The following is a 13854-nucleotide window of genomic DNA, read 5'->3' as shown; positions in this document are numbered from 1 at the left end:
TTCACTGTTGTCAGTCACCGATGAGACACTCGACATCGATATAGATTGCCTGACAACAGGATTGGTGGTTCGGCATGTCTCATGCGTTGTGGGTTCACGTTCCCGGCCGACTGGGTGCACCCGAAGAGGTAGTCCGCGCCGATCAGATCATCGCGCTGCGTGTCCACGAAAGACCCGCCGATGTCCGCGGTCGGCCAGCGTCGTGCCAGATCGACGTGAAAGTGTTCCCCCACGACACCGATAGTCGGACCCTCGTAACCGGGCTGTCCACGCGCACGGTCGCTGACTTGATGATCAGACAATTCATCCGTGCTTGTGTCGATTATCGCGACTCTCCAGCGATTTTGACGCTTACCCCGCAGGGAGTTGAGATCAGCAACCTCAGCGGAACCGAACTGCCGTAGTCAATGCGGCCAGAGTTCAGGGCAGATGTCGTCACACCTCGTTCACGGTTACGAGTTTGCCCGGTTCTTGTTTCTGGTTCAGGTCCGGTTCCTATGCAGGGACCAGTGACTACACCCTCCTTCGCGGCGTAGAGTCACATGGCGGCTTTGCTATGAACCACCCGGGCTATGCAAGCAGCACGCAGCGGTTGGACACAACTCGTGGGGGACAGATGAGTAACTCGGACGATTCGGACAAGCGGATGTCTCGGGAAGTCAGGGCCCAGGAGTTGCGTGCGATCAAGCGAGCCGATTCGATCAGCCAACTTGCGGCGGCGCTCAAAGAACGACAACTACGCCTTGGTGTCAGTGACGAGGAGATCGCCAAACAATGCGATCTTCCAATAGCTTCAGTGGCAAGTATGCTTGCAGGCGATTTCATCCCGCAGAGGGCGTGTTTCCAATCCGTTCTCGGAGCACTTGCAGTGAAAGACTACGGCCCATGGTTTGATGCTCGCCGCAGGATATTTATCTTTCGCCCTTCGGCTCCACGCCCTACTAATTCGACACCTCCAATTCAGCGTCCTCCGAGCCCAACTGTGTCGGTGGCGGGAAATAACGCCCGGGTAAACGTCTATACCGAGCCAGCAAAGCAACCTGAGGAACGGGAAGATGCAGCAACGCAGAAAGTCCGTTACTCCTTCCGCTTCTTGAATCACTCACTCTGGCAGTCAACGATCACCTTCGCGTTGAGCATGATCATCACGACAGCCGGGTCAGTCATCCTATTGATAGGCGCTTGGCTTGCTGTAGCGCATGCAGGTGACCCCCAATCCAACTATCCGGGGATAATTACTGCACTATCTGGCATAGCAATCACCGCCAGCGGAGGGGCATTCACCGTTCAGGCGAATAGGGCGCGCCAGCACGCGACCGAACAGACAGATCGAGTTCGTGACGAACTGAAGGCTGACCTCGCGTACGAGAGAGCGTCCAAACAGATCGCAAAGATCCAAGATTCAGATTTGCGGGATCGGCTTCTAGCAATCAGCGCTCTCAAAGAGCTTGATCTGAGTCCCACCCCTGTGGATCTAGATCGCCATCTTCCGGTAAAGAGGATTGAGTCGGTCAGGCTTCCGAGTGGACAGCAGGACTGACGGCGAACGTCCCGAAACATGCTGACCGTCTACAACACATCAGAGCAGGCTCATTTGAACGACGTGAGGAACCAGGGCGTGACACTGACCGTCGCGGCACTTCGTGGAAGAAGCTAATCCGATGCCGGGTGGTGACCACTGGTTGCTGTGGCAGCTTGCCTATGCCAGGATCCCCGCTCGGACTAGTTGGGCACGCGCAGCTTCTATTCGGATTGGCGGCTAGAGTTCGAATTCGATACCGGCGACCTCTACCGGTGTAATGATCGGCTTTGTCGATGTGACCTGGTATTCGCCATCGATTGGGCTGGAGTGGAGGGTCCGGGTTTCCCGCAAGGGATCGACGATGAGGTATTCGACCACTCCGGCCTCGGCGTAGATGCGGGCCTTGTCGATGTAATCGGCCTCGACGCTGCTGGGGGAGACGCCCTCGAAGAAGGCCAGCGCGTTGTTCGCGTGCAGGGGCTCGCCCTTGCGGAAGATCGCTACGTCGGGGGCCTTGTCGTTCTCTCCGGTGCCGGCGATCTTCACGTCCGAGGTGGTCACTAGTGCGGCGTCTGCGAGCCGGACTCGAAAGGCGATCTCCTGGATGATGTTCCAGTGTTCCGGCCGCCGAGGGGACACCACGATCACTTCGCCTTGTGCGTGTGCGCGAAATCCCTCGGGTACGTCCATGCCCGCCGCTATCTCCACGAGCTGGTAGTGGAGGCTAATCGGGGCTCCTGGTTCTTGGTCGCCATGGCGATGGTAACCACCGGTGACGATCGAGCGGAGTCGAGCGGACGACTTGGAGATATGAGTAGAGCCGGTCCGAGGACCGGCTCTACTCATCTGTCGGGCTGACAGGATTTGAACCTGCGACCACTTGACCCCCAGCTTCGCATCTAGATCGTTTGCGCACGTCAGACACGCCGATCGTGTTTGCCGAGATCCCAGGCGATCAGGCGTTGTTCGCCGCGACGAATGCCGTGTGGCCACCACATGGCCACCATGATAGGGGTCGTAGAGATCCTTGCCGACAGGGACGAGACATCGTCGCTGTTCATCGCGTTCGGGTTGGACGGTGGTCGATCCCATCCGGCTCCCACGTGGGGTGCAGGGTTGGATTTCATGCGGTCCTGGAGTCGACTTGGGCCCGGTATGTGACACGAAATCCTCTGCTACTCAAAGGACTAGGAGCTGTCGGTTCGTGTGTGTACATTGCTCCCATGTCACTGGGGGACGACCTCGCCGAGGTTCTCAGCATTCAGGCCGATCGCACCTCGGATCCCAAGGACCCGATGATGCAGCGCCGCAAGGAGTTGGTCGAGCGAGTCATTCCCCGAGAGCTGGAACGCATTCTCCGTGAGGTGAATCCGGAGTGGAAGGCGGAGGGTAGCGGCGGGAAAGGTACGCCCGCAGAGGTACCGTGGACCCGGTTTTTCGACCCCGAACTGAGCACCAAGGCGGGCGTCGGTTGGTATGCCGTCTTTTTGTTCAGTGCCTCCGGTGAGGCGGTTTACCTGTCACTCAACCAGGGAACGACGACCTGGAGTCCAGAGAAGAAGGACTTCATCTTCCGATCCGACAGCGATCTGCAGGCTCGTGCACAATCGGCTCGGAAGCTCCTCACCTGGGCGGGTTTGCAGTCGGTGTTCGATGATCTCGACCTCAATGCGAAGCAGAAGCTCGGGCGTGCCTACCAGGTCGGCAACGTTCACGCCTACCGGTACAGGTCGTTCGCGATGTTTGAAACGGTGGCTCTCGACCTCGATATCGCGCATATCGCCGAGATGCTCGAGTTGCTGTACGAGTGTGAATTGCGTGGCGTCGACTTCGGAGATCCGGAGGCCCTCACCGAATCGGACGTGCCACAGCGAACCGTTCAGCAGCAGCGCTCGTCTCTGGCAGGCAGTGAGGGGGCAATCTCAGCGACCGTTGAAGTCCGTATGGTTGCCGGGGGCGAGATCTCACTGACCCGCACAGTAGTACTGCCCTCGGTGACCGATGACGATGTCGACGGACCCGACATGCTCGATATCGATGCGGATGCGCGGGCGTTGGCGACGGTCATTGCAGCCAAGCAGGTTGTCCCCCCGCTTGCGATTGCACTCTACGGGGAGTGGGGCAGCGGGAAATCCTACTTCATGCACAGTGTCGAGCGGCATATCAAGCAGTTCGGGGCCAGCGACCGAGCCGGGCAGGTTTTCCAGCCCGGCACCGCCCATATTCGTTTCAAGGCGTGGCATTACGAACGCGGCCATCTGATGGCCAGTCTGCATCAACAGATCTTCGAGGCCCTCGACGTCAAGGGGCCGCGGTTCGAGCGAGAACGCACAGCAGCCAACCAGACGATCACAGAACTCCAGGACGAGATCAAAACCATCGGTGGTGAAGTCGAGGCTGCGCAGAAGAAGCGAAAGGGCATCCAGGACAAGATCGACGAAGTTCGGTCCGAGCAAGACGACGAGAACGAACTCTTGAAATCGGTCACCATTCAGGACATCGTCAACGACGCCAGGTCCAACCCTGAAGTGCGGAAATGGCTCGACCAGACTATGAAGGACCTGGGTCTGCACGACCTGCAAGACAGCGTGCTGAAGTTGTTGGGCACGGCCCGTGAAGTCGACGCACTCAAGGAGCGAATCAAGTTCCTGGGAAAGCCGGGCCGCTGGGGGTGGTGGTCGTCGCCTCTGATGGGGGCCGCTCTCGCCACGCTGATCGTGCTGGCGGTGACGGTGGGTCTCGGCTACTGGGCTGCAGGGCCCATCAGGGCGATGGGAACCTCGATCGGGGTAGTTGCCTCGCTGGCGACCGGTATGGCTACCGCAGTCGGTAAGCAGATCCGTTTGGTGCGCAAGGTCATTCAGCCGGCCGAGGATCTCCAGTCTCTCGTCGAACAACGCCTCGAGACCAAACGCGCACAGGACCAAGCCGAGATCGAGAAGCTGCAGACGAAGTTGACCACGGCCGACCAAGCGGTCGCGGAGGTGGAGAAGAAGAAAGCCGCCAAGGAAGGCGAGCTCGACAAGGCCGAGCGGCAGCGTGATGATCTGAAACCCGGATCGATTCTGAAGCGGTTCATCGCAGAACGTGCGGCGACCGCCGAGTACGACGAGCACCTCGGTGTTGTCACGCGGATCCACCGGGACCTGCACGAACTGAGCGAATGCCTCAAGGATGCGCTCGAGGATGAGGCATCGCCCTTCAAGCGTGTGGTGCTGTACATCGACGACCTCGATCGGTGTGCAGCACCGACGGTGATGGCCGTTCTGGAGGCCGTGCATCTGTTCTTGGCGCTGCCGCAGTTCGTGGTGATCGTTGGCGTCGACCATCGCAGTCTGGAGAACTCCCTGCGGGGCGCGCATGGTGAGTTGCTGTCCGCCGAAGCCAACGCTTTGGCGCCGTCGGACTACCTGGAGAAGATCTTCCAACTGACCTACACATTGCCGCCGATGACGCCGGATGGGTGTCGCGCAGTCCTTCGTGATGCCATCAAACGCCGCCCCGCCCGCATCGAACTCGAAATTTCTTCGGCAACTACGGAACCCGACTCCGAACCGGTGCCCGGTGAAGCAGTCGAAGGTGCCGGATCACCGTCGGATTCTCCGGCTGAGCAGGCGACGGGCACAGATCCTGTCGCACGATCCAACGAGCAAGATTCGTCGCCGGTCGATCAATATGTGATCAGCTCGCTCGACATTACCGATGACGACTGTGAGGTCCTCGACCAACTCGCTGTCTTGGTCGCAACGACACCGCGGCGAGCCAAGCGGTTCTTGACCATCTACATCGTGGTACGGGCACGCCTGGCACGGCTCGATTACAACGCCGCCGCGGTCGCTCTACTGGTAGCCGCTCTGGTAGGAGCTCCCAACACGCTCGGACGGGCGCTACGTAAGGTCGACGAGGTCTCGGTGCCGACACGAACATTCGGTGGCTGGGTCACCGAAAGCATTGGCACCGAACGGTTTCCGGCAGAGCTCGCACGGGTCGCAACGTTCCTTGAGAATGCCGGAATTCTCCTGGAACTGCCACTGGAGGACGTCATTGCACATCGGCGAGAGGTCGTTCGCTACACCATTGGCATCACTCACGACACTCCTGAGGTGCTCACGGAGAGTGCTGGAAAGTCCACGATTATCGCTGCATCCGCGATCACCAACGGACACCTCCAGAGCGGAGACCAGTCCTAGAAACGACAGCGCCGGGCACGTGAGTAGCGGCGTTGAAGGCGAGGACGATTGCGCCGATCGTGGCGAGGATCTGAGTGATCATGCCACCACGGTCTGCATTGGTCCGGTTTGGGCGGGACATGATTGGTCAACCGAACTCGGCCTACTCTGGCCGGTAACGATGCATCTGGTTCAGAATCCGGACCGAACCAGCCGAACAGGCTTCGCGCGCAAGTACAGTCTTGTGCTCAGTTGTTGATGACTGGGAGAGTTCCGTCATGGACTACGCGGTCGTCAACAACAACGACGTCGTTTGCCTTGTCAGACCTCTTGACCTCCCACTGGATGAGTTCGCGCTTGCTCCGGATTGACTTGTCGGGAACTCGTAATGAGATGAGACCAACGACATTGTCTCGGATCACCTGCGCAGCTTCATTGGATTCTTCCTGGTCGGCTATGAGCGAGATGACTATGACGCCCCGTGTGTCGCTTCTCCCGAGCCCCTCGACGTCCGCGCCTTCCGGTACAGGGTTGGCGGAGAGGATGTTACGCTTGTTCTCTCCGGTGAAGTCAATACGCGGAGGCCGCCGTCGTGTGCGCTTCCACACGGGGGCCTTGAGGCCGAGTTCGTCGAACCAGAGCATCCGTCCGGGAGATTGACGCTGTGGCCAAATGATCGCCCAGTCTTTGATCCTTTGCTTCTCCGTGGCGTTCGCGATGAAAGTCCGAAGAGGTGTGATGACCTGGTTGTAGTCCGGATGCCACGTCAGCATGTCGAACAGGTCCAGAAAGTGCCGCCCATCAATCGTTCCGACACGAGCTTGCTGATGTTTCGTCTTGCCATCTGCTTGATCGAAATACGGAAGGGCGACTGATTTCGTAGCGAGTTCGAGTAGCGGCAGCACAACGTGCTTGAGATTCGCCTCGTGCTTGCTCTTTTCCTCCCGGTTCGGGATTGAGGACAGCTGATGGAATGCTCCAACGGAGGCGCGGGCCTTCACGACCGCGTTGAACATCTTGTTCCGGTTCGTTGGCTTCAGCCATGGAAGGTGCTGACTGACCAACGGAGGGATCTGGTGGGGCACCATGATTGGCTTGCCATCCTCGTCGAGTCCGGCGAACTTGCCAATCTCGTCGCGGAATGCTTCTTCGTCGAGAAGTAGCGCCTCGAAGGCTTCGTAGAGGTCCACCTTGCGGTCCCGGCGAATATATAGGCGAACGAGATCACGGTAGCCGTCTCGAAACCCGAACCAACGACCAGCCTGCATAAGCGTGTCGGCCTGATTCGCCTTGCGTCGAAAGTACGAGATCGTGAGGCCCTCGATTGTGAAGCCGCGGCTGACCTTGGTCCCGCCCACGATCACCCTCCACACGTTGCCCTTGTCGAAGTCAAGCGCCTGCTGTTGGGCTTGGATGTTCGCATCTGAATTGACGATCAGTACCGGATCGGCACCCGCACTGGTCATCTCGGCAATTGCTTCTCGCACATACGGTTTGACCTGGTCGAATGACTCCGGGACGGGTTCGCGCTTGGCTCGGGCCCGCATCACTTCGAGGAAATCGTCGTCGAAGAGCCTGCACAGGCGAGCCAATCCCTCGCTGGAGGTGAACTTCCCGCTGTTCCAGAGACTGCGGACGACGACAGCTGATTTGAGCTGAACACTGTTGGCAACGTTCTCGTGAACGAGCATCGTGTGGTGTCGAAAGACCCTGCCCGTCTTGGTTTCACAGTACTTCTTGATGGCGCCGCTGAGCACCCAGGCATCGAGCGCCTTTCCGAGCTCTTCCTTCCAAAGGTCGGGATCGCGATCTGGATCGCCCTTGACGGCCCGCACGTAAGCGAGTTCGTTAGAGGTTGCGACCGTCTTCGGAATCGTGTCCCAATCTGCGTCGAGATCATGGAACTCTTGGACGCCCATATAGCCTTCTGGGCGAGGTAGCGACAGCACGAAATCTGATGGAAACAGGTTTGTTTCGTCGTCCGGATCGATGAATACGTTTGCGAATGGTGTCGCGGTGTACCCTACGTATTGCGCCCGGGGGACGATCTTGAGGATTTCGGTAATTCGTTCGTTGATTTCAGTGCGCTTGCTGGACTTCTTGGGGTCCTTTGTGTTGATCGAGGCGATGTCTGACTCGTCGTCAATGACCAGTGCCGGTAGCTCCTTGAGCATGGCCTGCATCGGCTTGAGGTCCCTGATGAGCTTTTTCAAGGGAGCCGAGTTCTTTTTGATGATCACGACGTAAGCGTCAGTGTGGAAGAGGTTTTCGGCCGCGTTTAGTGTCTTAGTCTTGTCGAGCCGGTCATACCGCAGTTGCGACATCCCGTGGGGAAGGCTCTTGTAATCTCCCTTGTGTGTGGTGACCCGTCGGATCCGGGCCACACCGGGTTGGTCGAGCGCGACCTGAGTGTGCTTGACGAACCTGTTGGCGAGCCAATCCTCGTCCTGTTGGTAATCCAGCCCTTCAGCAACGTCCAGATCGTCTGGATCCTGGCCCGCGAGGACGTTCTCGACGCCCATCAGCTCCATATCGATTCGCCGCTGTGTCTGGGCGCGAAGGATCTCGATTGTGCCGGTCATGACTATCACGAGGCGGTAGCCGGCGTCGATGGCTTTGGCGATCACGCCGGTGAAATTCGCTGTCTTTCCACTCTGGACATAGCCCACCACAAGGCCTTTGGTCTGTTTTACGTCAACGCGGACGGGGTCGGTTAATCGCTCGACGACATCGGTGGTGCTCTGATCGAGGGTGGTGATCGACGATGCCGGCAACTTCTTCACCTGCGTCAGGTACTGCTTGTAGTCGTCCCAGTAGAGCGTGCTGCGCTCGTGGCGCGCTTGTTCGTACCAGGGCTCGAACTCCTTCGAAATGACAATGGTGTCTTGCACGTGCACCCGGATCGTCTCCCGCAAAGCCGCCTCGGCATGTTCGCTGAGCCCGAGGGCGTGGACCACGGCGACTCGCCGCGCAGTCGTGCCCGACACCGTCTCCTTGCCGTGTGGATCGCAGAGCTTGAGGTCTTCGCTGGCATCCCATTTGGCGAACGCGAGTCGTAGCTGGATCATGCCGCCGTCGTTCGGCGGCGCCATGTCGACAAAGGCGAGGAACTCCGCCTCCGAGACCGGGCGCTGCGCAAACAGAGCCAGAATCGGCAGCAGCGGCGCCGGGTCCTGCTCGCCTAGCCCTTGGAGCAGATTTTTCAGGGGCTGGGACAGGATGAGGGCGTCGAGGCTCATACGGTCTCCTCCGGGACTTCAACAAAGCCGGCCAAGGTGCCGGGAAGGGGCTGGTGGGCGAAGTGTGTGACATCGACTCGGTACGAAAGATCGCTCACGGCAGTCATATTCGTGATGACCTGGGCGAGTCGGTCGAAGGTCAGCGCCGGGAAGCGGTCGTCGACACTGTAGGCACGCGGTGGTTTCCGCTTTGCCCAGAAGGTCGTGTAGAGCGCGGCGTGCTCCTCGTTCCAGCCGCACGCCGCCAACGCGGCATCGACCTTTGCCCGGTGTCCCCGGGAATTGGCACGAAGCTGCGAGACTATCTGCGAAAGAGTCCGCCCGCCTTCGTGATTGCTGCGGGTGAGCTGAATTGAGATCAGGCTCAGGGGAACCCCGTGGAGGGGAACCAGCTGCGTGAATCCGTGGATCGTGTGCCTTCGCCGCTCCGTGGACGTCGTCTTGATCTCGAGGTGAATCTCGCCGAAGACGAAATCGTGTTCTTCGCCGAGCGGCCCCAGCCACGACTCGATCGCAGGCCCCACACCAAGCTTGTCGATGAGATACTCAAGGACCAGCAGTTCACCGTAGAGGCCGATCTCCCTGTCCAGACTCAAGCCAATATTGCTTGCAAACATGTTGCGATGCTTAGTGATTGCGGTCGCAATGGCGACGGCCAGGGGCGCCTTCTCGAGCTGAAGCTGGTCTGCGGCACTGGTCAGAAGTCCGTAAGCGCCATGCAGATTCTCCTCGACTGCCACGCTGAGCTCAGCGAGATCCTCGCCGTCGGACGCGACGATCCTTAGTGCGATATTCCGCCACTTCGAGACGTCCGGCTCTGGCGGCGAGAAGGGCGTGATGAGCGCGATCGTTTCATTGGCGGGGTCGAGATCGAGGACGCACTCGGGTGTGCCCGAAATAGGCAGCAGGACAGGGTTTCCGGCGTCCCAGAACGCATCGACGTTGGCCAGCGAGTAGTGGCGTGCGTCGTCGACTTGCTCAGTCACCGCGGCGCATCTCTGCTTCGACTTCGACTGCGGCGCCGAGAATTGCGCTCCAGAGGGCGACATTGTCCTTGTCCTTCGAGCCGAGATAGGAACCTTCGAATATCTGATGGGTGAGTAGGAACATCAGCGCCTTGACGAGCGGCGCATCGTTCAAGCTGCCCCCGTTCGGGGCCAGGAGGTGGCGGTAGCGCTGATTCAGCAGGAGGGTGCTGTCGATGAAGTCGATGTCGAAGAACTGCCCCTGCGCGAGTCGAGTCCACCGGACATCCAGAGTATCGAACTTCTTCACGCCCAACTCGGTCGTGATCTGCTTGCGAACAGCCGGTGCGAACCCCTTGCCGGGAGTGATGACCGGTTGACGCTTGCTCATCTTCTTGTTACCGGTTTTGTAGGTGTCCTCGGCGTCGGCGAGAAACTGGTCGAACGTCGTCCCGTCCTTGGCCGCAGCCCGCCCCAACGCGTCTCGAAAACGGGGCTCGAAGCGCAGTCCAGCCTTTTCTGGGTTCATCGTGAGCAGGGTGCCGATAGCCGATGCGTCATCGATAATGACCCGGGCCAGCTGACGCTGACGCGACGGGTTCGCCACGTCGGACCAGCCGCCGACCTGCAGCAGCCTGTCTCGTCGGTAGATGTAGAAGCCCTGGAACATTTCGCCCGGTTTACCTTCGATCCGAAAGCCTGGGATATCGGTCTTGGCTGGCCAGACGCAGCACCGCAGCGACACCTGCTGATCGCCTGCGCTGGCCACGATGGTCTTGGGATAGCCCGATCTCCCGGAACTGGCATACCCGAACGGGTCGATGGCCTTGACCGGTGCGCCGATAGCTTCGTCCGCCTGTGCAAGTTCGTCGACGAGGATATCGATCTCGAGGGCGTTCTTCTCGATGAGCCGGTGGAAGGTGACGCCCAGGTGCGAACACAACGTCCGTTCGGTCTCGGCCATCCATGTACGGGCTTCCTCGATGTTGGCTCCACGGTATGTGCTGCGCAGTTCCGACCAGACGACGGTCGTACCCCAGGGGGAGTCGATCATCCGTCTGCGTTTCTCCTGCGCAGCGGCTGCCGCGACCTCCGACAATCGTTCGCAGGAGAAATCCTTGGAGAAGTCCGCCCGACGAATCCGTCGCCCGATGGGAACGGCACCACGCTTACTCGACCACACGGTCAGCACATCACTGCGGCTGAAGGACGCGGCCTTGAGGCCCACGCCGAAGTGGCCTAGGTCGTTGTCGCAGTAGTCGCGCTGCAGACCAAGGGTCATGGCCCTATCGGCCACAGTCGCGTCCATCCCCTTGCCGTTGTCGACTACCTCGACCTGGACGAGCCGATCGTTCTTGGTCAGCAGCCGGATCGAGATCCGGGTGGCTTCCGCGTCCATGCAGTTGTCGACCAGATCGGCGATCGCTGACTTGAACGTGTGATGAGCACCGAGGCTCTTCACCAGGCCAGCATCGGGCTCGAGCCGGATGATGTCCACTACGTCGGTTTCGACTACCACTCGGAGGAAGTTCCTTCCCGGATCACCTGTATGTCAACGAGTTTCAATCTGCCAGTCACGCACCAACACCGGGTGGGAAGGGTGTCCCGCGGTCGTTGATACGTCGCCCCAGACAGTGGCAGGCGTTACAGCTGCCGTACCGTCCAATCGTATGTGGGCATATGTTTTCTCCGCTCCTAGAAGCCCGAGATCGGCGCCCTCAGCGCCGTCCACACCGCGCCACAATGCGCTCGTCGCTCACAAGGACGCTGGCCTGTCGGAGAGAGTGTGTCGGTGCTCCTTCGTAGGCTGTAATTGGTCGTGGCGTAGGTCGGAGGCTTCATGGCTGGTGGAGGGTATGAGATGCGGGCGTGGTCGCTGTTGACGAAGATGGGTGGCCACTCGTGGGTGAGCAACGAGGGCTATCCGGATGCACTCGGCTCGCACTATGCCTACGACAGCGGGGTGGCGAACCATCTACAGGTCAAGGTCGGACACCAAGTGGTCCTTCGTGATACCGACTATGTCTATGGTGTGTCGCGCGTTGACGGACTGACCTCGACCCAGGGCACGAAAGTTCGGCACAAGTGTCCGAAATGCGGGAAGGCGGACCTGTCGTTCCGGAAGAGCGGTAAGCCGACGGTCTATCTGTGCCGGCACGAAGGATGCCGACATGAGTTCGACGTTCCTCTCACCGTCAGTGACCCGGTGACCTTGTACGTTGCCAGCTACGGCTCTGAGTGGCAAGCCCTTGACGGTGCCGTTCCCGCGGCGGAACTTGAACTGCTGCTGGATAAGTCGAAGCAGAACGCCATCCGTCGGTGCGATTCTGACGGACTGAAGAAGCTCCTGGATCGGGTCTCGGTGACCGTTCACAACACCCCGTTGGCTGCGGGAAAGCCGACGACTCCGACAAGTGGCCATCGGACCGCAATGGTGCGGGTTCGCAACGGGCAAGCAAAGTTTCGTCAGCAATTGCTTGAGCGATACGGTCTGGTGTGTGCAGTGACGGGGCCTTGTCCTGCCAAAGCCCTGGAAGCCGCTCACCTGCGGGCTTTCGCCACACATGCCGTCCACGATGTAGATGAGGGCTTACTACTCAGATCTGATATCCATAGTCTTTTCGACGCCGGACAGATCGCCATTGACCCTGTATCTCTGACTGTCGTTGTGGCGCCAATGCTCAAGAAGTATGCCAATTACGCTGTCCTCGAAGGACTCCCGATCGCTACCGGAAGCTACATCAAGGCGCTTTCGGATCACCACAAGGAAGCGACAGCCAGTTGGTAACCTGCGCATCGATCAGCCCCCCGAGCACTCGACATTCTTCGACTCGGGGACCGACCGTGAACGGTGGCAGCACCCGTGGTCTGGGCCCTCTACAGACGGCACTGCTTGAGTACCTGGATCAGGAAGATTGGGCCGCTACCGTTTACGAGATCGCCATGGAGATCTTCCATGAGGACGATGGCGATCCCCCGAACGACAGCGAGACTCAGGCCGTCTACAGAAGCCTGAAGCGCCTTGAGAACCGCGGGCTGGTTCGAGGCATCCGAACACGGATTAGGGACATCGGTTATCGAACGGCCTGGCGATCGCTCTCAGGTCCAAGCCATCGCGTCTTCGACCCAGGTGGCTAGTTGCGGGCATTGGGCCCTGGCAGACCTTGAGACGCTGGCGGCGCAGATGCACGCACTGACCGGAGAATTCGTACGGACGCACAGGGGCTCAGGACACACCCATTCATTGGAGGCTGTCCGGTGGATTGATCATCTGCCTACCGCACGACCACCTACTCCTCGCTACCTTCCTCATAGATTGCTTGTCCAACGGGCCCCAACGGTATTGGAGGGGCTGGCAGTGGTCGGGGCGACGGGTGCAGGACCTGGAAGGTGGCGCTGCTGTATCCGTTCCTCCCTTGCTCACCCTCGGGGAGCCCAGCGATCGCATCCTCGCTAGTCAAAAGAGACGCGGCGACGTTGGCTAGGCGTGCACGGGTCGCGGCCAGGAAGTCATCTCTTGTTCGATTGGTTAGATCCCAGGCGATACCTAGCCGGATCAGCCCATGGTCAGAACCTGCGGTATCGGCACCGACCTGGTCGGCGACGGACTCATAGTTCTGAATCCAAAACCTCACGAGCCCTTCGGTGCTGTCTCGCAGCAATCGATGAGGCCGCGACCAGGGTCCGTTGCGTTGCGGCAACGTTGCTCGGACTGCGTCGATTCTGCCCATGGCCCACAAGATCACAAAGAGATTCTCAAGGGTGGTGCGCCGCTCTTCCGGTAAGACAACGCCACGGCGATCGAGAAGCACGGAACCGAGTTGGTGCCGAGCCTCCGCAACCCGGTCTGATGCGACGTAGTCAATGACATTCAACACCCGATCGTACTGAGCCCGAAGTGCCGTCAGCCATCCGAAGACGATTGCCGCGATGGCACCAGCGGATCCGACACTAGCTGT

7 protein-coding genes are annotated in these 13854 nt (G+C 59.7%); 3 read left to right on the top strand and 4 right to left on the bottom strand.

Annotated elements, in window-relative coordinates; all coding sequences use genetic code 11:
• Positions 1 to 616: 616 nt before the first annotated feature.
• Positions 617 to 1540, top strand: coding sequence for a TRADD-N-associated membrane domain-containing protein (locus ACYVN4_RS22190; protein WP_460723871.1), 924 nt, complete (start codon positions 617 to 619; stop codon positions 1538 to 1540).
• A gap of 219 nt (positions 1541 to 1759) precedes the next feature.
• Here the strand turns inward: ACYVN4_RS22190 and ACYVN4_RS22185 are convergent, their stop codons facing one another.
• A complete protein-coding gene (locus tag ACYVN4_RS22185; RefSeq protein WP_460724061.1) occupies positions 1760 to 2212 on the bottom strand; it encodes a Uma2 family endonuclease in 453 nt (150 codons plus the stop codon).
• Between the two features lie 533 nt (positions 2213 to 2745).
• On the opposite strand from ACYVN4_RS22185, the gene ACYVN4_RS22180 reads away from it, so the two are divergent.
• Positions 2746 to 5712 (top strand): MrcB family domain-containing protein, encoded by a 2967-nt coding sequence (locus ACYVN4_RS22180; RefSeq protein ID WP_460723870.1) that lies wholly within the window; start codon positions 2746 to 2748, stop codon positions 5710 to 5712.
• Between the two features lie 227 nt (positions 5713 to 5939).
• Here the strand turns inward: ACYVN4_RS22180 and ACYVN4_RS22175 are convergent, their stop codons facing one another.
• From ACYVN4_RS22175 to ACYVN4_RS22165, 3 genes are read right to left on the bottom strand one after another with little or no spacing between them, the layout of a single operon-like run.
• Complete coding sequence (locus ACYVN4_RS22175) at positions 5940 to 8930, bottom strand: Z1 domain-containing protein (RefSeq protein ID WP_460723869.1); 2991 nt, start codon at positions 8928 to 8930, stop codon at positions 5940 to 5942.
• Positions 8927 to 9916, bottom strand: coding sequence for a PD-(D/E)XK motif protein (locus tag ACYVN4_RS22170; protein ID WP_460723868.1), 990 nt, complete (start codon positions 9914 to 9916; stop codon positions 8927 to 8929). Before ACYVN4_RS22170 ends, ACYVN4_RS22175 begins: the two co-directional genes overlap by 4 nt.
• Entirely contained in the window at positions 9909 to 11414 is a 1506-nt protein-coding gene (locus ACYVN4_RS22165; RefSeq protein ID WP_460723867.1) for an ATP-binding protein, read from the bottom strand. The genes ACYVN4_RS22170 and ACYVN4_RS22165 overlap by 8 nt, the downstream gene beginning before the upstream one ends.
• A gap of 321 nt (positions 11415 to 11735) precedes the next feature.
• Between ACYVN4_RS22165 and ACYVN4_RS22160 the strand changes: the two genes are divergently transcribed.
• Positions 11736 to 12683, top strand: a complete 948-nt coding sequence (locus ACYVN4_RS22160; RefSeq protein WP_460723866.1) for an HNH endonuclease — start codon at positions 11736 to 11738, stop codon at positions 12681 to 12683.
• Positions 12684 to 13854: the final 1171 nt, after the last annotated feature.

The organism is Nocardia heshunensis (assembly GCF_054782115.1).
Note: the sequence above shows the minus strand (reverse complement) of the source record. Positions and strands in the feature narration are given on the sequence as shown.